The organism is Kitasatospora sp. NPDC048194 (genome assembly GCF_043202455.1).
In the GTDB taxonomy this organism is placed as follows: Bacteria; Actinomycetota; Actinomycetes; order Streptomycetales; family Streptomycetaceae; genus Kitasatospora.
Genome location: NZ_JBIDAK010000003.1, coordinates 407851 through 429530 on the forward strand (window position 1 = coordinate 407851; position 21680 = coordinate 429530).

At 73.9% G+C, this 21680-nt stretch carries 19 protein-coding genes and 2 tRNA genes; 11 read left to right on the top strand and 10 right to left on the bottom strand.

Going from position 1 to position 21680, the window contains the following annotated elements; translation table 11 throughout:
* Positions 1-60: 60 nt before the first annotated feature.
* Positions 61-894 carry a Bro-N domain-containing protein gene (locus ACGF07_RS06835; protein WP_392896036.1) on the bottom strand — a complete coding sequence of 278 codons (834 nt, stop codon included), beginning with the start codon at positions 892-894 and terminating at the stop codon, positions 61-63.
* Positions 895-1051: 157 nt separating this feature from the next.
* Positions 1052-1873: a maleylpyruvate isomerase family mycothiol-dependent enzyme gene (locus ACGF07_RS06840; RefSeq protein WP_350738839.1), complete on the bottom strand. Its 822-nt coding sequence runs from the start codon at positions 1871-1873 to the stop codon at positions 1052-1054.
* A 173-nt stretch (positions 1874-2046) separates the two neighbouring features.
* On the opposite strand from ACGF07_RS06840, the gene ACGF07_RS06845 reads away from it, so the two are divergent.
* The 3 genes from ACGF07_RS06845 to ACGF07_RS06855 all read left to right on the top strand — a co-directional run bounded on the left by ACGF07_RS06845 (position 2047) and on the right by ACGF07_RS06855 (position 4818).
* Positions 2047-2844, top strand: coding sequence for a carbon-nitrogen family hydrolase (locus ACGF07_RS06845; RefSeq protein WP_392896039.1), 798 nt, complete (start codon positions 2047-2049; stop codon positions 2842-2844).
* 165 nt (positions 2845-3009) lie between these two features.
* Entirely contained in the window at positions 3010-4056 is a 1047-nt protein-coding gene (locus ACGF07_RS06850) for a GntR family transcriptional regulator (protein ID WP_392896040.1), read from the top strand.
* A 114-nt stretch (positions 4057-4170) separates the two neighbouring features.
* Positions 4171-4818, top strand: a complete 648-nt coding sequence (locus ACGF07_RS06855) for a hypothetical protein (RefSeq protein WP_392896042.1) — start codon at positions 4171-4173, stop codon at positions 4816-4818.
* A 138-nt stretch (positions 4819-4956) separates the two neighbouring features.
* On the opposite strand, the gene ACGF07_RS06860 is transcribed toward ACGF07_RS06855, so the two are convergent.
* Positions 4957-5742, bottom strand: coding sequence for an SLATT domain-containing protein (locus ACGF07_RS06860; RefSeq protein ID WP_350738827.1), 786 nt, complete (start codon positions 5740-5742; stop codon positions 4957-4959).
* Positions 5743-6109: 367 nt separating this feature from the next.
* Between ACGF07_RS06860 and purD the strand changes: the two genes are divergently transcribed.
* From purD to ACGF07_RS06880, 4 genes are all read left to right on the top strand, one after another.
* Positions 6110-7357, top strand: a complete 1248-nt coding sequence (gene purD / locus ACGF07_RS06865; RefSeq protein ID WP_350738825.1) for a phosphoribosylamine--glycine ligase — start codon at positions 6110-6112, stop codon at positions 7355-7357.
* Positions 7358-7884: 527 nt separating this feature from the next.
* Positions 7885-9468, top strand: a complete 1584-nt coding sequence (locus tag ACGF07_RS06870) for a hypothetical protein (protein WP_392896044.1) — start codon at positions 7885-7887, stop codon at positions 9466-9468.
* Positions 9469-9686: 218 nt separating this feature from the next.
* Entirely contained in the window at positions 9687-11225 is a 1539-nt protein-coding gene (locus ACGF07_RS06875; protein ID WP_350738820.1) for a N,N-dimethylformamidase beta subunit family domain-containing protein, read from the top strand.
* Between the two features lie 90 nt (positions 11226-11315).
* A complete protein-coding gene (locus ACGF07_RS06880) occupies positions 11316-12215 on the top strand; it encodes a phosphoribosylaminoimidazolesuccinocarboxamide synthase (RefSeq protein WP_392896046.1) in 900 nt (299 codons plus the stop codon).
* Between the two features lie 30 nt (positions 12216-12245).
* Here the strand turns inward: ACGF07_RS06880 and ACGF07_RS06885 are convergent, their stop codons facing one another.
* The 7 genes from ACGF07_RS06885 to ACGF07_RS06915 all read right to left on the bottom strand — a co-directional run bounded on the left by ACGF07_RS06885 (position 12246) and on the right by ACGF07_RS06915 (position 16997).
* On the bottom strand, positions 12246-12896 hold the full coding sequence (locus ACGF07_RS06885; RefSeq protein ID WP_392896048.1) for a response regulator: 651 nt from the start codon (positions 12894-12896) through the stop codon (positions 12246-12248).
* A gap of 26 nt (positions 12897-12922) precedes the next feature.
* Entirely contained in the window at positions 12923-14149 is a 1227-nt protein-coding gene (locus tag ACGF07_RS06890) for a sensor histidine kinase (RefSeq protein ID WP_392896050.1), read from the bottom strand.
* 90 nt (positions 14150-14239) lie between these two features.
* A complete protein-coding gene (locus ACGF07_RS06895) occupies positions 14240-15118 on the bottom strand; it encodes an ABC transporter permease (protein ID WP_392896052.1) in 879 nt (292 codons plus the stop codon).
* A complete protein-coding gene (locus tag ACGF07_RS06900) occupies positions 15115-16143 on the bottom strand; it encodes an ABC transporter ATP-binding protein (protein ID WP_392896054.1) in 1029 nt (342 codons plus the stop codon). The genes ACGF07_RS06895 and ACGF07_RS06900 overlap by 4 nt, the downstream gene beginning before the upstream one ends.
* Positions 16144-16349: 206 nt before the next feature.
* Positions 16350-16425, bottom strand: a tRNA-Gly gene (locus ACGF07_RS06905).
* A 40-nt stretch (positions 16426-16465) separates the two neighbouring features.
* A tRNA-Gly gene (locus ACGF07_RS06910) sits at positions 16466-16538 on the bottom strand.
* Between the two features lie 141 nt (positions 16539-16679).
* A complete protein-coding gene (locus ACGF07_RS06915) occupies positions 16680-16997 on the bottom strand; it encodes an Lsr2 family protein (RefSeq protein ID WP_030056585.1) in 318 nt (105 codons plus the stop codon).
* Between the two features lie 467 nt (positions 16998-17464).
* Here ACGF07_RS06915 and purS point away from each other — a divergent pair, with 467 nt between their 5' ends.
* The 4 genes from purS to ACGF07_RS06935 all read left to right on the top strand — a co-directional run bounded on the left by purS (position 17465) and on the right by ACGF07_RS06935 (position 21533).
* Complete coding sequence (gene purS, locus ACGF07_RS06920) at positions 17465-17719, top strand: phosphoribosylformylglycinamidine synthase subunit PurS (protein ID WP_045692676.1); 255 nt, start codon at positions 17465-17467, stop codon at positions 17717-17719.
* On the top strand, positions 17716-18393 hold the full coding sequence (purQ, locus tag ACGF07_RS06925) for a phosphoribosylformylglycinamidine synthase subunit PurQ (RefSeq protein WP_350738800.1): 678 nt from the start codon (positions 17716-17718) through the stop codon (positions 18391-18393). The genes purS and purQ overlap by 4 nt, the downstream gene beginning before the upstream one ends.
* The gene (gene purL / locus ACGF07_RS06930; RefSeq protein ID WP_350738797.1) at positions 18393-20648 is read left to right on the top strand and encodes a phosphoribosylformylglycinamidine synthase subunit PurL; all 2256 of its coding nucleotides are present in this window, start codon (positions 18393-18395) and stop codon (positions 20646-20648) included. Before purQ ends, purL begins: the two co-directional genes overlap by 1 nt.
* A 66-nt stretch (positions 20649-20714) precedes the next feature.
* Positions 20715-21533, top strand: coding sequence for a sterol carrier family protein (locus ACGF07_RS06935; RefSeq protein ID WP_392896057.1), 819 nt, complete (start codon positions 20715-20717; stop codon positions 21531-21533).
* Positions 21534-21680 lie beyond the last annotated feature (147 nt).

The following is a 21680-nucleotide window of genomic DNA, read 5'->3' on the forward strand; positions in this document are numbered from 1 at the left end:
CGCCCGCGGCGACACCGCTGCCACCGCTGACCATCATCGACCGTGATGCCCAGCGGCCCCTCAGGGCCGGTAGTCCCGCATGAACGCGGCCATCTGCGGCGGCGTCCCGAAGACCCGTGCGCCGTGCATCTCCGCGTACATCAGCCCGTGGTCCGGTGCGGGCTCGGCGACCGCACCGGGCTGCGTCCCGTTCCGCAGGCGGATCAGGTCCACGAGCCTCAGCTTGGGGCAGCCCGGGACGAGTCGGCTGCCCCGGATGCCGACCCGCTCCCCGCCCGGGCAGGCGAAGTACGCGCCGAACGGCGGTCCGCTGTCCTCCCCCCGGGGTGGCAGATGGAGGATCATCTCGCCGTGCCGGCAACGGACCGTCCCGTCCGAGTGGACGGTCAGGCCGGGCCGGTGCTCGTGCTCGATCGCCGCGACGACCTCCACCCTCCCTCCGATCGCCTCGGTCAGGGTCTCCGCCATCCGCCGCCGCTGGACGGGGACATCGGCGTCCCCGCGGCGGACGGAGGGGAGAAGGTCGCGGGTGACCCACTCCTGGAAGGGCCGGGCATCGGCCTTGTTCGAGCGCATGATCAGCGTGTAGAGGCCTGGTTCGCTGATCACGTTGAGCATCGGATTGCCCCGCGCATAGGCTTTCCCACCTGCGGAAACGCCATTAGCCTTCCCGAAAGTTAGGCTAATCGAGCGTGAGTTGACGACGCGCGCGTGGCTCGCGTCGACCACCTTGCGCACCTGGCTCGGGTTCAGCCTGCCGAGCACGGCACAGACGTCCGCCGTGACGAACCACGGCTTCCCGTCGATCATCACGACCCTGATCGGCTGCCCCGTGACCGGGAAGGTCGACCGCACCAGCACCATCCGCTCCTGCTGTTCCTGCTCGTCGTCCATCAGACGCTCCTCCTTCTCCCGGGTGATGGCAGGACTGCCCGGGACGACGAGGCCGAAGAGGTGAGGTGGCTGGTGTCGGGTTGACGTACGGAAGCGCGAGTGGTGCCGACCCGGCGCACATTGGTGCGTGTACGCCGGGTGGTGAAAGCTGGTGGCCTCAGATGGTGACCGAGAAGTTGGCCAGCACCCGTTCGGCCAGCTCCTTGTCGCCCTCGACGGTGACCGGGCCGGGGCGGCCGCGGCCGCAGGCGAGCCGCAGGTAGGTCTCCCAGTCCATGGTGAGCTGGACGTCGGGGGCCAGGCTGATCGACTCGTCGACGGTGCCGCGCCCGGCGGCGTCCACGCGTACCGTGCGCAGGAACTCCACCGGGCCGGTGACGTCCACCACCAGGGTCGTCCCCGCCGGGGCGCCCGCGTCGTGGGCGACGGCCTTGGGCAGCCGCTCCAGCAGGACGTCCCGGGCGACCAGGGCGCCCGGGGAGGCCAGGTTGCCGGGGCTCTCCAGGGCCCGCCGCAGGTCCTGCTCGTGCACCCAGACGTCGAAGGCCCGCATCCGCAGCAGCTCGTGGTACGGGACGTCCCGCGCGAACGGGCCGGCCGACCAGCGCACCGGCTCCTCGGGCGTGTGCTTGGCGTTCCGCAGCGCCCGGGAGCGGCGGATGATCGTGTACTCCAGCTCGCTGGTCATCTCCAGCGCCGTGTGGCAGCGGCGCTTGTCGACCGGCAGCTCGATGTAGCGGGCGAACTCGGTGGTGACGTGGCGAAGATCACGCGGCAGCGAGTGGATCGGGCGCGGGTCGCCGAGCAGCTCGGACTCGACCGCGATCACGTGCGACACGACGTCCCGGACCGACCAGCCGGGGCACTCGGTGGCCCGGTTCCAGGAGCCTTCCGGGAGGGGGGCGACCAGCTCCGATATGGACTCGATGCTGTGCGTCCACGCCTCGGTGTAAGCCTGCACGGTCTGGTTGTCCGTCACGGGAATCTCCGGCCCTCCGTCAGCTTTCCTACGCTCCGCGCCCGGCTGCCGCGGCCGCCCGGGATGGTCCGGCTTCCGGGCGCGCTCGCTAACCGCACGTTACGCTGCCGGGAGACAGCAGGGCAGCGCTTTCGGGTGATGATCGTAGGTCTCTTGCCGTGGACGGTGGTACTGTGCGCGCTTCATTGATCCAACTCGCCGTCTCGGACGCCGAGCCGCCCGCCGAGCGGCGGGCCAGGGCGGCGGCGCTGGTGCGGGCCCAGCAGGGCGCCGACCTGGTGGTCCTGCCGGAGCTGTGGCCGCTCGGCGGCTTCGCCTACGACCTCTGGTCGGAGGGCGCGGAGACCCTGGACGGGCCCACCTCGGACGCGATGGCGGCGGCCGCCCGGGCCGCCGGGGCCTGGGTGCACGCCGGTTCGATCGTCGAACGCGACCCGGACGGTCCGATCTACAACACCTCGCTGCTGTTCGCCCCGGACGGCGAGCTGGTGCACACCTACCGCAAGATCCACCGCTTCGGCTTCGACAGCGGCGAGGCGGTGGTGATGGGCGCCGGGCAGGAGATCGTCACCGCGTCCACCGACTTCGCCACCCTGGGCCTGGCCACCTGCTACGACCTGCGGTTCCCGGAGCTGTTCCGGGCGCTGCTGGACGCCGGGGCGCAGCTGCTGGTGGTCCCGGCCGCCTGGCCGGCCCGGCGGCGCGAGCACTGGACGCTGCTGGCCAGGGCGCGGGCCGTGGAGGAGCAGGCCTTCGTCCTGGCCTGCAACACCGCCGGCACCCACGCCGGGGTCGAGCAGGCCGGGCACAGCATCGTGGTGGACCCGTGGGGGCGGGTGCTGGCCGAGGCGGGGGCGGAGGAGGAGGTGCTGACCGTCGAGTTCGACCCGGCCGAGGTCGGCAAGGCGCGCGAGGAGTTCCCGGTGCTGCGCGACCGCCTGCTCGGCATCCCGGCGCCGGTCCAGCGCTGAGGCGGGTCCGGCGGCTCCGGGCCGGGCCGCCCGGAGGCTTTCGGAGGGTTGGTTCGTACCTGCTCCCGGCCGGTTTGAGAAGATGAGCACTCGTCGTGTTCCCTGCCGCTCGTCGGCCGGTCCGTCGCGGGTCGGCACGGCGGCCTGCCCGAGGAGGTCGCGCGCATGTCCGGCAACGGCGCAAGCGACACCCCCCGTCCCGTCATCCACCGCAACAGCCTGCGCGAACAGATCGCGGGAGCGCTGCGCGAGGAGATGATGGCCGGCCGGCTGGCGGCCGGCCGCGACTTCACGGTCAAGGAGATCGCCGAGCTCTACGGCGTCTCCGCGACCCCGGCCCGCGAGGCGCTGGTCGACCTCGGAGCCCAGGGGCTGCTGCGGACCGAGCACCACCGCGGCTTCACCGTGCCGGAGCTGTGCTGGGACGACTTCCTGGAGATCTTCGAGTCCAGGGTCCTGCTCACCGACAGCTACTACCGCCAGTTCGCCGCCCGCCGGGCCCTGCCCGACCTCGCCCGGCTGCCCTCGCTGCGCCGGCGGGCCGACGCGGCGGTGCGGGCCGCCCGGGCCGGGAACCTGGACGTGATGGTGGGCTGCGACCGCCGGTTCTGGCAGGAGGTCTCCGCCCTGCTCGGCAACCGCCGGATCGGGGACTACCTGGACTGGCTGCGGGTGCAGTCCTGGATGTTCGCCGCACCCTACCTGCGGGCGATGCCCACCCTGGCCGGGGTCTGCTGGGACCGCCACTGCGACCTGGTCGAGGCGATCGGGGCGGGCGACCTGGAAGGCGCGCACCGGATCGTCTGCGAGTACAACCTGTTCACCGTCCGGCTGCTGGCCGGCCTGGCCGGGCGCCCGCTGGAGTCGGTGACGGTGCTCGCCCTGCTCACCGAGGGCGCGGGGGCGCAGCCGCCGGTGCCCGCCGATCCGCAGGCGCCGCCGCCGGCCCCCGCGCAGCCCGCGGCGGAGCAGGGACGGCCCGGGGCGGGCACGACGGCGGCGGGGCCCACGGGTGCGGGGTTCACCACGGCGGGGCGGCCCCGGCGGAGCGAGGAGGTCGGCCGGGAGCTGGGCCGGGAACTCGGTCTCGGCCTCGGCCTGGTGCCGCAACCCCGCTGGGCGCCGCACGGAAGGTTCGGCCGGCGGCTGTCCGAGTCGCCCACCGAGGCTCCGCAGGGACGGCCCGGTCCGCAGGCAGCGCCGGGCCGGTAGGGTGGCGGGCGTCGGACCCGCTGCCCGCGCAAGGGCCGTCCGGGTGCCGACCCCGCCCCCGTCGTCGCCCCGCCCCGCGGGCGATCCCCGCCGTCCGGAGAGGAACTGCCGGCCATGGCCTGCGACCTCTGGCTCGTCCCGCTGGTGGACGTGCTGAGCCACAGCCCCGACAACCCCTTCCGGGACGACCTCGCGCTCTACAACGCGGCGCTGGCCTCCCAGGGGCTGCCCCGGGTGCCGGTCTACCAGTACGTCCCCGGGCTGAGCGGCGCGGTCGAGCCGATAGCCGCCTTCGACTACGACTCGCTGCACTTCCTGCGCCGCGCCTACCTGCTGGGGCTCACCGGACTGGACATCACCCCGGTCGACGCGCTCGGCGGCGACTACGAGCAGCTGCTGGAGATGTTCGAGAGCAGCGCCGAACAGTCGCACCTGGTCTGGCACTTCGACCACGCCGGCGCCTACGTGCCGATCGAGTTCGCCACCCCGCTGGTGGACGACACCCTGCTCGCCTCCGGCGGCCCGCTCGGCTCCAGCCACGGGCTGCTGCGCGAACTGCAGGCCGTCGCACCGGCGCTGGGGATCGACCCGGCCGATCCGCCGGGCCCGACCCGGCCGCTCGGACCGACCGGCCTGGAGCAGCCGTTCGGGCCGCCGATCGACGACGTGCACCCCTTCGCCCGTGAGCGCCACGCCTGGTCGGGCCTGTACGCGGCGGCGACCCGCAGCCTCGCCCAGGGCTCGATGATCGTCTTCGCGTAGCGCGCCGCCCCGCGCGGCGGCCGATCCCCGCTTCCTCGCGCCACGGCCGCCCCGCACTGCCCCGCGCCACGGCCGCCCTGCGCTGCCCCGCCTCGCGGCCGCCCGCACCGCGGCCGCCCCGGTGGCGGGGCCGGCCGCCTACCGCAGCGGGCCCTCCGGCGGCCGCTGGCGCGGCATGGTGGGCCGGGTGCCCGGGGGCGGCAGCACCCGCACCTGGGCGCCCACCCCGGATTCGCTGCGCCCGCCCCAGGCCCCCGCCGACTGGGTGGGCAGCTGGGTCATCGAGGCGCGGAACTCCAGCATCCACTCCGAGGTCTCGGTGCGGACCATGTCGGAGACGTCCTCGCAGAACCGGCGCAGCACGCCCAGGCACCGCTCGGCGGCCTCGCCCGCGGTGCCCTCGGTCGGGCCGAGCACCTCGCGCACGCACTCCGACGCCCAGTCGAACTGGAAGGCCTCCAGGCGGCGTTGCAGGGCCTGGGCGGTGGACACGTCCCGCATCCAGCCGGAGGTGAGGCCGAAGACCCGGTCGGCGCCGTAGCAGGCGGCGGACAGCGCGAGGCCCACGTAGCCCCAGCCGGCACCGTGCGAGAGGGTGCCGGTCAGCTCCACCAGCGGGGCGGTCACCCCGCCCACCGCGAAGCCGGCCGTCCCGAGGCGCAGCAGGCGGGCCCAGCGCCGCTTCCAGATGCGGTCCCGGCGGTACCACTCGATCGCCTCGACCGCCCGCTCCTCGGACCAGCGGTAGAGCTCCTCCAGCCGCTCGGCGGGCTCGCCCCAGTCCCCGAGCGGGAACTGTCGGGTGCTCAGATCGGTCCGGCGGCGGGTGGAGGCCCGCGGTGCGACGGCGGCGACGGGCTGGTCCTCCTCGCCGATCTCCTTGCCCCAGGCACTCTCCTCGGGCTGCATTTCCGGCTGGCTCACCTGTGGGGCTCCCTGTGGCGGGCGGGCGGCTGGGTCTGTCGGCGCATCGGCTGACGTGGCGTCTGCCGTTGGTTGTCCAACAGCACTTCTTACCGCCAAATGGCTGACCATGGGTGCCTTCCACGGTGATCGTTACCGGTTTCGGCCGCCGGAAGCCGAGGTGAGCGGGTTGCGGGGGGTGGCGGGATTTCACCCGTCCGAGCGAGGCCGCGGTGACCCGCCGTCCTGACCCGGGCACGCCGTGTGCATCCGACCCCCGGCCGCCTTGGAGGATCCTCCTGCCTCGTCGGCGTACGGAGCTCTTCTCCTGGAGGATCCGACGGGACCGGAGCGCGGTCGGAACGGGCCACCGACTACGCTGCCAGGCGTGAAGGTCCTCGTCATCGGCGGCGGCGCCCGCGAACACGCCCTGTGCCGCTCCCTGTCCCAAGATCCCTCCGTGACCGAGTTGCACTGCGCCCCGGGCAATGCCGGGATCGCCGGCGTGGCGACGGTGCACCCGGTCGACCAGCTGGACGGCGACCGGGTCGCCGAGCTGGCCCTGCGGCTCGGTGCCGACCTGGTGGTGGTGGGCCCGGAGGCCCCGCTGGTGGCGGGCGTCGCGGACGCCGTCCGCGCGGCCGGCGTCCCGGTCTTCGGCCCCTCCGGCGCGGCCGCCCGGCTGGAGGGCTCGAAGGCCTTCGCCAAGGACGTGATGGCCGCCGCCGGCGTGCCCACCGCCCGCTCCTACGTCTGCACCACCCCCGAGGAGGCCGCCGCGGCGCTGGACGCCTTCGGCGCGCCGTACGTGGTCAAGGACGACGGCCTGGCCGCCGGCAAGGGCGTCGTGGTCACCTCCGACCGCGAGGCCGCGCTGGCGCACGCCGCCGCCTGCGAGCGCGTGGTCATCGAGGAGTACCTGGACGGCCCCGAGGTCTCGCTGTTCGCGATCACCGACGGCACCACCGTGCTGCCGCTGCAGCCCGCGCAGGACTTCAAGCGCGCCCTGGACGGCGACGAGGGCCCGAACACGGGCGGCATGGGCGCCTACTCCCCGCTGCCGTGGGCGCCGCCCGGGCTGGTGGAGGAGGTCCTGGAGACCGTCCTGCAGCCGACCGTGGACGAGCTGCGCCGCCGCGGCACCGAGTTCTCCGGCCTGCTGTACGCGGGCCTGGCTCTCACCTCGCGCGGCACCCGGGTGATCGAGTTCAACGCCCGCTTCGGCGATCCGGAGACCCAGGTCGTGCTGGCCCGGCTGCGCACCCCGCTGGCCGGCGTCCTGCTGGCCTCGGCCACCGGCACCCTGGACCAGCTGGAGCCGCTGCGCTGGGACGAGGGCGCGGCCGTCACCGTGGTCGTCGCCTCCGAGGGCTACCCGGCCGCACCGCGCACCGGCGACCCGATCGAGGGCCTGGCCGAGGCGGAGGCGGACGGCACCGCGTACGTGCTGCACGCCGGCACCAGGGCGGACGAGGACGGCCGGGTGCTGAGCGCCGGAGGCCGCGTCCTGTCGGTCACCGCGACCGGCGCCGACCTGGCCGAGGCGCGCGGGCGCGCTTACGCCGCGGTGGAGCGGATCTCCCTCAAGGGCGGCCAGCACCGCACCGACATCGCGCTCAAGGCGGCCACCGCGTAGGCCCGGTACACCTCTTCGAGGGCGTTGCCCCGGCGGGAATCAACCCACTGGGCGCAGCGCCCTCGGCGTTTCCGGCGGGACGGCGGTCCGGGCGGCGGCGCACCGTTCGGCGGCCGGATTCCAGCCCATCGGGTGACAGCACCCGCATCCGGCTGACGTAACCGGGCGCTCGGCCTTATGGTGCGCTGGATCGCAGTGCGACGGTGCCGTGCGCCGGGGTCGCCGCCGGGTAGCGGCGGGTCCGCGGGGGGATGCTGGACGGCGTCCGGCCGGGCGGTCGCCCGGGTGCTTCGCACCGGACCGGTCGCAGGTGTCCGGAATCCGGTCGGCGTCACCGGGACGAGTGGAAACCGGATCGATCCGGAACGTCCGCCCGGACCGGGGCGTCGAAAATGTCAGTAAGCGCCACACACGGCATGCACTGCCGGGATCGGACGCCTCCGCTTCCCGGTCGGAACTGATCGTTTCGAGTCGGCTCAGGGCCCGTCGCCGGGCGCCCGAGGGCTCCGAAGGGGGTGCCGCACCGTATGGCTGCTGTCGACACCGCGCGCGCTCACGCCCAGGCGGTCCTGCGGGTCCGAGGCCTGGCCCTGGCCGCCGCCGTCCTTCCCGCCGCCGTCGCGGTGGTCCTGCTCGCCGGCCGGTTCACCGGGCGGATAGGCGCGCCCGGAGCCCCGGACGCCGCCGGCTGGGACGCCGCCCGCTGGGCGGTCTGCGCGGTCGCCGCGCTGACCCTGCTGGTGGCCTGGCTGACCGCCGGCGCCTACCGCCGGGCCGTCCCGCCGCAGACCCCGGCCGTCCCGGTCGCCCGGGCCGAGGCCCCCGAGCTCTACCGGCTGATCGACGAGCTCGCCGACCGGCTCGACGTGCCCGCGCCCTCCGCGATCGCGCTCACCCCGGACTGCGACAGCTGGCTGGAGGACCTCCCGCCGGTGCGGCGCTCCACCGCCCTGCGGCCGCACCCCGCGCCGCCCGCACCGGTGCTGGTGATCGGCTCGCCCTTCCTGTGGTGGATGCGGGCCGGCGAACTGCGTGCCCTGCTCGCCCCGGTGGTGGCCGGCACAGGTGCCTCCGCCGACCCGGAGATCGCCGCCGCCCGCCGCTTCCTGCGCAGCCTGGACGCCTGCCTGGACTCCGGCGCGGGCAGCGTCCCCGGCCTCGGCGGCGGCCTCCTGGCCGCCCCGCCGCGACCGGCCCGCCGCGGCCCGGCCGGCCTGGCCGACCAGGTCACCCGGCGGATCACCCGCCGGCTGCTCCGCGCCTGCCGGGGCCACTCCGCCGAGCTGGAGCGCTCCGTCGCGGGCTGGGCCTCCGAACACGCCCGGACGGTCGACTACGGGCTGCGGATCGCCGCCCAGGAGCAGGTGGGCCTGGCCTACGCCGGCTGGGACAGGCTGCTCACCCGGGTCGCCCTGCCCGCCTGGCGGCTCGGCCGCCACCCCGCCCACCTCAACGCCGGGGTGGCCGCCGCCCTCACCGAGCTGTCCCGCCGCGACCGGCTGGCCGACGGCTACGGCAACCGGCTCGGCGACCGCCCCGCCTGCGACCTGCTGGAGGAGCCCGGCACGGTCGACCGCGCCGTCTCCCGGCTCGCCGCCGAGCTGTTCTTCGGCCGCCCGCCGGCCGGCGTCTGGCACGAGCTGGAGTGGGCCGACTACCCGGCCGAGGTGGTGGACGCCGGCTGGCGGGCCCGCGCGGCCGCCCTGCAGTCCGCCCTGGACCGGCTCGCCCCGCAGGCCCGCCCCGGTGCTCCCACCCTCACCCGGCTGCTGGTCCGGCTCGCCGAGGGCGACGGCGAGCAGCTGGCCGCCGCGCTCGCCGCCCAGCTGGCCCGCACCACCACCCCGGCCCCGGTGCTGGAGCCCGACCGCACCGGCCGGGACCTGCTGGTCGACCACGTCACCGCGATGGTCTGCTGCGCCGCCGTGGACACCACCGGCGGCGCCCCCGGCCTGGACTGGCTGGACGGCCCGGTGCTGCTGCTCGGCGGGGTCCGCCGCACCGATCTGGCCGCCCCCGTCGCCCAGGCCGTCGAACAGGGCCAGGACGGCCCGCTGCGCGCCTGGCTGGACGCCGCCGAGGTCCGCCTGGAGAAACCCGTCCGGCTGTGACGGACCGGACGGCGCTCGGCGCCCCGGCACGCGCCCCCGCCGGGCCCGTCCACCGGCCGTCTCCGCAGGCCGGAGGCCCTGCCGGGAAGACCCGCGAGATTGGCGACACCAATTGCTACCGTGGGGTGACGCAGCGCCAGCACGGTGTGGTGTATTAGACCGCACGCACATCCGGGGGGCACGTGCCAACCGGACGGAAGTGCACCTGGGAGGGGCGCGTGGGGACCGAACTCAACCGCCGCTGGGAGTCGGGCACGCACGCCTACAGCGTCTCCGACCCCTTCGGCCAGGGCCCGCTGCCCTGGCTGCGCAGCCCCGACCAGTACCTGGCCGGCGCGGAGGGCGCCGTGCCCTGGTACGTCTCGGTGGACGCGCCCGGCCAGCAGCCGCTGACGGCCGGCGCCCGGCCCAAGCCGCCGGTCGGCACGCCGCAGAGCTCCAACGACGTGGACCAGCAGATCAAGGGCTTCGCCTCGGCCGGGGTGGTCCGCCCCGGCGGTTCGGTGGACTTCCGGGTGACCGTCAACCCGCCCCGCGAGTTCACCGTGGACGTCTACCGGATCGGCCACTACGGCGGGGACGGCGCCCGGCACATGACGTCCAGTCCGCTGATCGCCGGTCTGGCCCAGCCCGCCCCCCTGGTGGTCGAGCGGACGGTCTCCTGCCACCACTGGTGGCACTCCTGGCGGCTGCAGGTACCGGCGCACTGGCAACCCGGCGCGTACGTCGCCGTGCTGACCACCGCGGACATGCTGCACCGCAGCCACATCCCCTTCACCGTGCGGGACTTCGCGGACCAGGGGCACCGGGCCGAGCTGCTCCTGGTGCTCCCGGACGTGACCTGGCAGGCGTACAACCTGTTCCCCGAGGACGGCCGCACCGGCGCCAGCCTCTACCACGCATGGGACGGCCTGGGCGGGCTGGTCGGCGAGTCCGAGGCGGCCGTCACGGTGTCCTTCGACCGCCCGCACGCCACCGCCGGCCTGCCGCTGCACGTCGGCCACGCGTACGACTTCATCCGCTGGGCCGAGCGCTACGGCTACGACCTGTCCTACGCCACCGCCACCGACCTGCACGCCGGCCTGGTGGACCCGGCCGAGCACCGGGCGCTGGTCTTCCCCGGCCACGACGAGTACTGGTCCGAGCCGATGCGCCGGGCCGCCGAGCGGGCCCGGGACGGCGGCACCTCGCTGGTCTTCCTCTCCGCCAACACCATGTACTGGCGGGTGGAGCTGACCGCCGCCGCCTCCGGTGAGCCGCACCGGCTGCTCAACTGCCGCAAGCGGCAGAAGGTGCCGCCCGGCAGCCCGGCCGCCGGGGTGCCCGGGGCGGCCAGCGCGCTGTGGCGGGACGCCGGGGAGCCCGAGCAGCACCTGCTCGGGGTGCAGTACTCGGGCCGGGTCGCCGCGCCCGTCCCGCTGGTCGCCCGGCACACCGCGCACTGGCTCTGGGACGGCACCGGGCTCCAGGAGGGCGACGAGCTGCCCGGCCTGGTCGCCGGCGAGGCCGACCGGTACTACCCCAAGGTCGCCCTGCCCGAGCACACCGAGCGGGTGCTGCTGGCGCACTCGCCGTACCGGGACATGGCCGGCCGCACCCGCTACCAGGAGACCTCGCTCTACCGGGCGCCCAGCGGCGCGTACGTCTTCGCGGCCGGGACCTTCGCCTGGTCGCCCGCGCTGGGCCGCCCCGGGCTGACCGACGAGCGGATCCAGCGGGCCACCGCCAACCTGCTGGACCGGCTCTGCAAGAACTGACGTTCACCGGTCGTGAAAGACTGCGGGTGCAGTGACCTCCCCTTTCGCGGTGCCCCGGGCCCGTGAACGACCCCTGAGGACTGAGACACCTTGAGCGGATTTGTCACCAAGCCCGAGCCGGTCCAGGTACCCGGCCTGGTCCACCTGCACACCGGCAAGGTGCGCGACCTCTACCGCACCGAGGCGGGTGAGCTGGTCATGGTCGCCAGCGACCGGACGTCCGCCCACGACTGGGTGCTGCCGAACGAGATCCCCGACAAGGGCCGCATCCTCACCCAGCTCTCGCTGTGGTGGTTCGAGCGGATCGCCGACATCGTGCCCAACCACGTGCTCTCCACCGAGGTCCCGGCCGGCGCCCCGGCGGACTGGAAGGGCCGCACGCTGGTCTGCCGGAGCCTGGAGATGATCCCGGTCGAGGCGGTCGCCCGCGGCTACCTGGCCGGCTCCGGCCTGACCGAGTACGAGCAGAGCCGGACGGTCTGCGGCATCGCCCTGCCGGAGGGCCTGGAGAACAGCTCCGAGCTGCCCGCCCCGATCTACACCCCGGCGCTCAAGGCCGAGGTGGGCGAGCACGACGAGAACGTCCCGTACGAGGAGACCGCGCGCCGGATCGGCTCCGAGCTGGCCGCCCAGCTGCGCCGCACCACCCTGGACGTCTACGCCCGGGCCCGGGACATCGCCCGCGAGCGCGGCATCATCCTGGCCGACACCAAGTTCGAGTTCGGTCTGCTGGACGGCGAGCTGGTGATCGGCGACGAGGTGCTCACCCCGGACTCCTCCCGCTACTGGCCGGCCGACGCGTACCAGCCCGGGCGCTCGCAGTCGTCCTTCGACAAGCAGCTGATCCGCGACTGGCTGGTCTCCCCGGCCTCCGGCTGGGACCGCTACAGCGAGCAGCCGCCGCCCGCGCTCCCGGCCGAGGTCGTGGAGCGGACCCGCGCCAAGTACATCGAGGTGTACGAGCGGCTGACCGGCACCTCCTGGGCGTGACGCCCCGGTGACGCCCGCGGGCGCGGCGGCTCAGATCCAGCCGTGCTCGCGGGCGATCCGCACCGCCGCGTGCCGGTTCTCCGCACCCAGCTTGCCGGCCGCCGAGGACAGGTAGTTGCGCACGGTGCCCTGGGACAGCGCGGCCCGTGCGGCGATCTCCGCGATCGGGGTGCCGTCTGCGGCCAGCTCCAGGACGTCGGTCTCGCGCGGGGTCAGCGGGCTCTCCCCGGCGCTGATCGCGTCCGCCGCGAGCTCCGGGTCCACGTACCGGCCGCCGGAGCGCACGGTGCGGATGATGCCGGCCAGGTCGGCCGCCGAGACGGTCTTCGGCAGGAAGCCGCGCACCCCGACCTCCAGCGCCCGCTTCAGGTAGCCGGGGCGGCCGTGGCCGGTGAGGATCATGCAGCGGCACTCCGGCAGCAGCTGGCGCAGTTCGGCGGCCGTCTCGATGCCGTCCAGGCCCGGGGGCACCTCCCGGCCGCCGGACCGGGGGTGCATCTGGAGGTCCAGCACCGCGATGTCGGGCCGGTGCACCCGGGCCATCGCCAGCGCTTCCGGGCCGGAGCCGGCCTGGGCGACCACCTCGATGTCGTCCTCCAGCGAGAGCAGCGCGGCCAGCGCGCCCCGGATCAGGTGCTCGTCGTCGGCGAGCAGGACGCGGACGGGGGCGGTGTCGGTCATCGGCGGGCCTTCCTCGGCGGCGCGGGTCACAGCGGTACGGCGGCGAGCATCCGGAAGGTACCCGGTGCGGCGGCCGGGACGGTCAGCTCGCCGTCGTGGAGGGCGAGCCGTTCGCGCAGGCCGCGCAGCCCCGTACCGGCGCCCTGGGACGGGATCGGCACCTCGGGCACCCCGTCGTTCTCCAGCTCCAGCACCGCCCGGCCGTCCTCCCGCCGCAGCCGGATCAGGCAGTGGGCGGCCTCGCTGTGCCGCAGCACGTTGGTGGTGGCCTCGCGGATCACCCAGCCGAGCACCGACTGCACCGGCAGCGGCAGGCCGTCGGCGTGCTCGCCCAGGTCGATCTCGCAGGCGATGTCGGCGGAGCGCAGCACCGCCCGGGCCCCGATCGCCTCGGCGTGCAGGTCGGCGGTGCGGTAGCCGCGGACGACGTCCCGCACCTCGCGCTGGGAGTCCTGGGCGATCCGCTGCACCTCGGCCATCTGGTCGGCGGCCTCCGGGCGCCCGCGCCGGGCGAGCTGCACGGCAAGTTCGCTCTTCAGCGCGATCGTGGTGAGGTTGCGGCCCATCACGTCGTGCAGGTCCCGGGAGAACCGCAGCCGCTCCTCGGCGACGGCCAGCCGGGACTGCACCTCGCGGGCGGCGTCCAGCTCCCAGACGATCGCGGTGACCCAGGCGAAGCTGCGGCAGCTGGCGATCAGCACGACCGTTCCGACGAGCGAGCCGACCAGCCATCCCGTGGTGGTGCCGAAGCCGACTCCGGCGAGCAGCATCGCCGGGGCGATCAGGAGCAGCAGGACGGTCCCGGTGAGGAGGGCCCACGGCCACCGCAGGCCCACCCCCGTGGGGCCCGCGGTGGCTCCGACCAGCCCGGCGGTGATCACCGCGGTGAACGGCGGGCCCGGGTGGGGCGAGAGCCCGTCGGAGGACGGGCCGAGCAGCAGGACGGTCCAGGAGCCGGCCACGGTCAGGGCGGCGCTGGTGATCAGCCAGCGCCGGTGGTTGCCGGGCCGGCCCAGGTAGTGGTCGAGCGAGGTGCGGTAGGCCCGGAGGGTGACCAGGACGGAGGCGAGGGAGAGGACCAGGCCGGTCCGTGCGGCGGGAGCCGTTCCCTGGAGCTGCACCCCGGAGGCGGTGGCCAACAGGTTGATCGGCAGCATGATCCACGCCACCAGGTAGAGCGACCAGCGGAAGTACAGCTCGGCGCGCTGCGGCTTGCCGTACCCCTTCCAACGGCGGATTGGCCCTCGGACCATCGCTGCGCTCCCCGTCTGATCACGATCGTGTGGCTGCCTTCATATCAGAGGGAGAACGGCGGAAGATCCTTCGGATCGTCCCGGGCGCGCTCAGCGGCGCGGCTCCCACCGGAAGTACCGGACGGCGCCCCAGACCGCCAGGCCCAGCCAGACCGTTCCGGTGGCGAGGTGCGGGGCGGCGGCGCCCCAGCTGCCGGCGAAGCCGGTCGGGGCGGCCGAGCCGTCGGTGCCGAACCAGCCGAGCCGGATCAGCTGGAAGGCGGGGGTGGTCGGCAGCAGGCGGCAGACGTCGGCCAGTTGGCCGGGCATGACCTCCAGCGGGACGAACAGACCGGAGCCGAGCTGCATCACCAGCATGACCGGCAGGGTGGTGATGCCGGCGGTCTCGACGGTCCTGGTGAAGGCGCTGGACAGGGCGGCCAGGGCGATCATGGTGGCCAGGGCCAGCCCCAGCCCGATCAGCATCAGCAGGGGGTTGACGGGCACGGCCAGGCGCAGGCCCAGGCTGCCGCCGATCCCGATCAGGGCGGCCATCAGCAGGCCCAGGGTGAGCGAGGGCACGGCCGTGCCCAGCAGGATCTCCAGGTCCCTGGCCTCGCCGGTGCGCAGCCGCTTGAGGACCAGCTCACCGCGCCGGCCGACGTAGGCGGTGGTCAGGTTGTAGTACACGACGAAGGCCAGGGCCATCCCGACCGAGCCGTAGACCAGCAGCGAGTGGACGTCCAGGCCGGGGTTGGACTCGGCCTGCTTCCGGAGCGTGCTCCGCAGGCTCGTGACCAGCACCAGCGGCAGCACCAGCGCGGTGAACAGGGCCGTGCGGTTGCGCAGCAGCAGGGTCGTCTCGGCGCGGCCGAGGGCGAGCAGGCGGCGGGCGGCGGTGGTCCGCGGGCCGGCGGCGGTGCTCTGCGGGCCGGCGGCGGTGCTCTGCGGGCCGGCGGCCCGGGGGGCGGTGCGGGCGGCGGTGGTCATCGGGCGGATCCGATCAGGCGGCGGCGGGCGGGACGGGCGGGACGGGCGGGAGCGGCGGGGGTCTGCGGCGGGTCCTGGTGGGCCGCCTCGGAGGCGATGGCGAGGAAGGCCTCCTCCAGCGAGGCGCTGCGGGCGTCCAGGGCGCCGAGCGCGATCCCGTGGTGCCGGGCCCAGCCGAGCAGGTCGGTGAGGGTGTCCTGGAGGGCGGTGGTCTGCACGGTGACCTTGCGGCCCTCGACGGCGACCTCCGCCCCGGGCAGGACCGGCAGGGCGGTACCGGCGGCCCCGGTCGGCGCGGGCAGTTCGAAGCTGACCCGGGAGGGCCGGCCGGCGATCACCTCGGCGACGGTTCCGGTGGTGACCACCCGGCCGCCGTGCATGATCGCCAGCCGGTCGGCGAGTTCCTCGGCCTCCTCCAGGTAGTGGGTGGTGAGCAGCACCGTGGTGCCCTGGGCCCGCAGGTCGCGGACCAGGCGCCAGACGGCGGCGCGCGCCTCCGGGTCCAGGCCGGTGCTGGGTTCGTCCAGGAACAGCACCTCGGGCCGGCCGAGCAGGGCCACGGCGAGGTCCAGCCGGCGCCGTTCGCCGCCGGACAGCTGCTTGACCCGGACGCCGGCGCGGTGGCCGAGGCCGACCAGGTCCAGTACCTCGGCCACCGGGCGGGCGCCGCTGGTCATCCCGGCCCAGGCGCGGCCGGTCTCGGCGGCGGTCAGCTCACCGGGGAAGCCGCCCTCCTGGAGCATGATGCCGATGCGCGGGCGGACGGCGGCCCGCTCGGTGAAGGGGTCGAGGCCGAGCACCCGGACGCTGCCGCCGGTGGGCGCGGCCAGGCCCTCGACGACCTCCAGGGTGGAGGTCTTCCCGGCACCGTTGGTGCCCAGCAGGGCGAACAGCTCGCCGCGGCCGACGGTCAGGTCCACGCCGCGGACGGCGTGGTACCCGGTGGTTCCGCCCCCGTAGTGGCGGTGCAGTCCGGTGACCTCGATCACACTGTCGCCGGGGCGGGAAAGCTGGCTCGTTTCCATGTCTCCAGCCTTCCGCCGGCCCCGGTGCGCGGGCAGTGCGCGACGTCATCGGCCGGTGGTGGGGATCCACGGATCGGCGGTGACAAATGTCATCGCGGGAGGGCGGGGGTTCGGGCGGCGGGGTTCTGCCGGCGAAGTGGCGGGGCCGGGATCACCGGTGGCCGGGAATGCCGAAGGGCCCCCTCGATCGAGGGGGCCCTTCGTGCTGGAGCGGACGACGAGATTCGAACTCGCGACCCTCACCTTGGCAAGGTGATGCTCTACCAACTGAGCCACGTCCGCAGGACTGAACTATTGAGTTGTGCTGTGCTCGCGCACTGCGAGCGGACGACGAGATTCGAACTCGCGACCCTCACCTTGGCAAGGTGATGCTCTACCAACTGAGCCACGTCCGCGTGGTGCCTGGTGGGGCACCAGTCGCCTCTCCGGATCCCTCCGTTGCGGCGACGAGGAATACTCTACAGCATCGTTCGGGGTGGTCGCCCCACCCTTTCGACCAGGGCGGGCGGGGCGACCGGGGGCGGCGCCCCGGGAGGTCAGTTCGCCTCGGCGAACGCCTCGTACACGTGCTTGGGGATCCGGCCGCGGGCCGGCAGCTCCATGCCGCGGGACAGGGCCCAGGCGCGCACGGCGGCCGGGTCCGGGGTGAGCGCGGTGCGCCGGAACGACTTTCCGGTGCGGCTCTGGCGGCGGCCCGCCGCGACGAACGGGGCGAGGGCCTCCCGCAGCTTTTCCGCGTTGTCCACGGACAGGTCGATCTCGTACGACTTCCCGTCGACGCCGAAGTGGACGGTTTCCGCGGCGGCGCCGCCGTCCAGGTCGTCGGAGAGCGTGACAACTACACGCTGAGCCATGGGTGTCAATCCTCTCGGGCAATTCGGCTGCCGGTTCGCGGGTACGCCCGGTGGCCTGATGTGCACCAACTCGCGCAAGCGCACACGGGCAGGCCCGGTGGCCCGCCGGATACGCAGCACTTGCCGCGACAGGTGGCCCTATTCTGCACCCGAAGGGGGTCGAAATCGAAGAGTCCGGCATTCTTTTCCGGATATTCACGACTCTTCGCGGGACTGCCGGATACCGATGTGCGGGACGGGAGGATCTGTCCCCAAGTGCCGTATTCGGGTGTTCTTCGGGCGTTGTCGATCGGGGCCGCGAATCAGCGGAAACCGAGCGGGCCCGGCGGCGGCCCGGTGCCCCGGATCCCTTGCGGCGTAAGGGTCGTGGGTCTACGCGCGTCACCCTCCCCGGCCAGCAATCCCGCCCGAAACGGCCGGTAGTCTGGAGTTCCCCCGCCTCACCGAAGACACCACCGGGAGTGCCAGTGGCACGCGTCGTAGTCGACGTCATGCTCAAGCCGGAGATCCTCGACCCCCAGGGACAGGCGGTGCAGCGTGCACTGCCCCGTCTCGGATTCACCGGGATCGCCGACGTCCGCCAGGGCAAGCGTTTCGAGCTGGAAGTGGAGGGCCCGGTCGACGACGCCGCGCTCGCCCGTATCCGCGAAGCCGCCGAGACCTTTCTCGCCAACACCGTGATCGAGGACTTCACCGTCCGGGTCGAGGAGGCGGCGAAGTGACCACCCGCATCGGCGTCGTCACTTTCCCCGGGTCGCTCGACGACCGCGACGCCCAGCGCGCGGTCCGCCTGGCCGGCGCCGAGCCGGTCGCCCTCTGGCACCGTGACAAGGATCTCCACCAGGTCGACGCCGTCGTCCTGCCGGGCGGATTCAGTTACGGCGACTATCTGCGCTGCGGCGCGATCTCCCGCTTCTCCCCGGTGATGGACACCGTGATCGAGCAGGCGAAGGCCGGAATGCCGGTGCTCGGTATCTGCAACGGCTTCCAGGTGCTCTGCGAATCGCACCTGCTGCCCGGTGCGCTCACCCGGAACGACTCGTTGCACTTCATCTGCCGCGACCAGAAGCTGCGCATCGAGAACGCGGGCACGGCCTGGACCGCGGATTACTCGGCGGGCCAGGAAATCGTCGTCCCGCTGAAGAACGGCGAGGGCCGCTTCGTCGCCGACGAGCGCGTCCTGGACGAACTGGAGGCGGAGGGCCGGGTCGTCGCCCGTTACCTGGACGTCAACCCGAACGGTTCGTACCGCGACATCGCCGGCATCACCAACGCCGCCGGCAATGTCGTCGGCCTGATGCCGCACCCGGAGCACGCCGTGGAGCCGCTCACCGGTCCGACCACCGAGGGCCTGGGCTTCTTCACTTCCGTCCTGAAGCAGCTGGTGAACGCCTGATGAGCCTCGACACCGTCAAGAACGCCGAGCAGACGCCGGACGCCGAGCAGCCCTGGGCCGAGCTCGGCCTCAAGGAGGACGAGTACGCCCGCATCCGGGAGATCCTCGGCCGCCGCCCGACCGGCGCGGAGCTCGCGATGTACTCGGTGATGTGGTCGGAGCACTGTTCGTACAAGAGCAGCAAGGTCCACCTGAAGCAGTTCGGCGAGAAGAAGCCCGATTCGGACGCGATGCTCGTCGGCATCGGCGAGAACGCCGGCGTCGTCGACGTGGGCCAGGGCTACGCGGTCACCTTCAAGGTCGAGTCGCACAACCACCCGTCGTACATCGAGCCCTACCAGGGCGCGGCCACCGGCATCGGCGGCATCGTGCGCGACATCCTGGCGATGGGCGCCCGTCCGGTCGCCGTGATGGACCCGCTGCGCTTCGGTGCGGCCGACCACCCGGACACCCGGCGCGTGCTGCCCGGCATCGTCGCGGGCATCGGCGGCTACGGCAACTGCCTGGGCCTGCCGAACATCGGCGGCGAGGTCGTCTTCGACTCCTGCTACCAGGGCAATCCGCTGGTCAACGCCCTGTGCGTGGGCGTCATGAAGCACGAGGACATCCACCTCGCGCAGGCCTCCGGCGCCGGCAACAAGGTCATCCTGTACGGCGCCCGCACCGGTGGCGACGGCATCGGCGGCGTCTCGGTGCTGGCCTCCGAGACCTTCGACGCAGCGGGCCCGGCCAAGCGCCCGGCCGTCCAGGTCGGCGACCCCTTCCAGGAGAAGCTGCTCATCGAGTGCACCCTGGAGCTGTTCCGCGAGAAGCTCGTCAAGGGCATCCAGGACCTCGGCGGCGCCGGCCTGTCCTGCGCCACCAGCGAGCTGGCCTCGGCCGGTTCCGGCGGCATGCGGATCGAGCTGGACACCGTGCACCTGCGCGACCACACGCTCTCGCCGGAGGAGATCCTCATGAGCGAGTCGCAGGAGCGCATGTGCGCGATCGTGGAGCCCGACAAGGTCGCCCGCTTCCTGGAGATCTGCGAGAAGTGGGACGTCATCGCCAACGTCATCGGTGAGGTGACCGACGGCGAGCGCCTGGAGATCTTCTGGCACGGCGAGCTCGTGGTGGACGTGCCGCCGCGCACCGTCGCCCACGAGGGCCCGACCTACCAGCGCCCGTACGCCCGCCCGAGCTGGCAGGACGCGCTGCAGGCCGACGCCCCCACCGCCGAGCGGCTGGCCCGCCCGACCACCGGCGAGGGCCTCAAGGCCGACCTGCTGAAGGTCGCGAGCCACCCGAACCAGGCCTCCAAGTCCTGGATCACCGACCAGTACGACCGCTACGTGCTCGGCAACACCGTGCTCTCGCACGGCGAGGACTCGGGCATGATCCGGATCGACGACGAGACCAACCTCGGCGTCTCGGTCGCCACCGACGGCAACGGCCGCTACGCCAAGCTGGACCCGTACACCGGCGCCCAGCTGGCCCTGGCCGAGGCGTACCGCAACGTCGCGGCCGGCGGTGCCAAGCCGCTCGCCGTCTCCGACTGCCTCAACTTCGGCTCCCCCGAGGACCCGGACGTGATGTGGCAGTTCGCCGAGGCGACCCGCGGCCTGGCCGACGCCTGCCTGGTGCTCGGCACCCCCGTCACCGGCGGCAACGTCTCGCTGTACAACCAGACCGGCGAGGTCGCCATCCACCCGACCCCGGTGGTCGCGGTGCTCGGCGTCATCGACGACGTCACCCGGCGCACCCCGGTCGCCTTCGCCGAGGAGGGGCAGCTGCTCTACCTGCTCGGCGACACGGCGGACGAGCTCGGCGGCTCGGCCTGGTCCCAGGCGGTCCACGACCACCTCGGCGGCCTGCCGCCCCGGGTCGACCTGGAGCGCGAGCGGCTGCTCGGCGAGATCCTGATCTCCGCCTCGCGCGACGGCATGATCGACGCCGCGCACGACCTGTCCGACGGCGGCCTCGGCCAGGCGCTGGTGGAGAGCTGCCTCAAGGGCGGTCACGGCGCCCGGATCGTCGTGCCCGAGGGCATGGACCCGTTCGTCTTCCTGTTCTCGGAGTCGGCCGGCCGCGCCGTCGTGGCGGTGCCGCGCAGCGAGGAGCTCCGCTTCAACGACATGTGCACCGCGCGCGGCCTGCCGGCCGCCCGGATCGGTGTCGTGGACGGCGACAGCCTGGACGTCCAGGGGCAGTTCACCGTCTCGCTGGCCGAGCTGAAGGACGCCCACACCGGCGTCATCGAGGCCCTGCTGGCCTGATCGGCGCGCTCCGAGGGGCGGGCGGTTCCTGGTGAACCGTCCGCCCCTCGGCGTATGTTGGGGCCCATGCCTGCCAAGTCCCGTACGTACCAGCCGAAGATGGTGAGCGCCGCGCTGGCGGCGCAGAACGAGGCGCTGCGCGGCGTCGTGCACCGGCTGACGGACTCGGACCTGGACCGGCCGACCCGGCTCGGCTCCTGGCGGGTGCGGGAGTTGCTGGCCCACCTGAGCCTGGCGCTGGGCCGGTTGCCGGCCGCGGTGGCGGAGGACCGGGCCGCGGACGGGCCCGAGCTCTCGCTGTCCGGCTACGCGGAGCTGAGCAGGACGCTGACCGGGAGCGTCGACAGCGCGGTGGCGGAGCACGCGCAGACGGCGTTCGCGGGGCGGCCCGAGCAGGTGGCCGCCGCGTTCGACCGCTCGCTCGACGCCGTACGGGCCGTGCTGGACAACCCGGAGGCGGTGGAGTCCGGGCGGCGGGTCTCGCTCCTGGGCGGCCGGTCCATGGACCTGACCGACTTCCTGGTGACCCGGCTGGTCGAGGCCGTGGTGCACGCCGACGACCTGGCGGCCGCACTCGGCGGGGACGCCTTCCCGCACGACCGCCAGGCCGTCGCCGCCGTCACCCGGATGCTGGCCGACGCCTTCGCCGAGCAGGTGCCGGGCGGCGCCGTCGAGCTGCGGATCCCGCCGTACGCGGTGGTGCAGGCCGTCGAGGGGCCGAAGCACACCCGCGGCACCCCGCCGAACGTGGTCGAGACCGACCCGCTGACCTGGATCCGGCTCGCCACCGGCCGCACCGACTGGTCGGCGGAGGTGGAGGCGGCGAGGGTGTCCGCCTCCGGCGAGCGCAGCGACCTGGCGCGGCACCTGCCGATCCTGGGCTAGACGAGTAGTTCCGAAGTCGGTCAGTGGTCGTAGGCGATCAGTGAGCGGGTCGCGGGCTGGTCTGTGGTCCGGTTGTGCCAGATCGCGCAGGTCATCGCCAGTAGCCGCTGGCCGATGCGGGCGCCTACGCCCTCGATGGTGCGGCCG

What these genes read in the sequence shown, in the direction of transcription:
- ACGF07_RS06835 (WP_392896036.1), bottom strand. Translation starts at nt 894, where the DNA reads ATGGACGACGAGCAGGAACAGCAGGAGCGGATGGTGCTGGTGCGGTCG.
- ACGF07_RS06895 (WP_392896052.1), bottom strand. Translation starts at nt 15,118, where the DNA reads ATGACCACCGCCGCCCGCACCGCCCCCCGGGCCGCCGGCCCGCAGAGC.
- ACGF07_RS06935 (WP_392896057.1), top strand. Translation starts at nt 20,715, where the DNA reads ATGCCTGCCAAGTCCCGTACGTACCAGCCGAAGATGGTGAGCGCCGCG.
- purL (WP_350738797.1), top strand. Translation starts at nt 18,393, where the DNA reads ATGAGCCTCGACACCGTCAAGAACGCCGAGCAGACGCCGGACGCCGAG.
- ACGF07_RS06890 (WP_392896050.1), bottom strand. Translation starts at nt 14,149, where the DNA reads ATGGTCCGAGGGCCAATCCGCCGTTGGAAGGGGTACGGCAAGCCGCAG.
- ACGF07_RS06915 (WP_030056585.1), bottom strand. Translation starts at nt 16,997, where the DNA reads ATGGCTCAGCGTGTAGTTGTCACGCTCTCCGACGACCTGGACGGCGGC.
- ACGF07_RS06870 (WP_392896044.1), top strand. Translation starts at nt 7,885, where the DNA reads ATGGCTGCTGTCGACACCGCGCGCGCTCACGCCCAGGCGGTCCTGCGG.
- ACGF07_RS06885 (WP_392896048.1), bottom strand. Translation starts at nt 12,896, where the DNA reads ATGACCGACACCGCCCCCGTCCGCGTCCTGCTCGCCGACGACGAGCAC.
- ACGF07_RS06850 (WP_392896040.1), top strand. Translation starts at nt 3,010, where the DNA reads ATGTCCGGCAACGGCGCAAGCGACACCCCCCGTCCCGTCATCCACCGC.
- ACGF07_RS06855 (WP_392896042.1), top strand. Translation starts at nt 4,171, where the DNA reads ATGGCCTGCGACCTCTGGCTCGTCCCGCTGGTGGACGTGCTGAGCCAC.
- ACGF07_RS06900 (WP_392896054.1), bottom strand. Translation starts at nt 16,143, where the DNA reads ATGGAAACGAGCCAGCTTTCCCGCCCCGGCGACAGTGTGATCGAGGTC.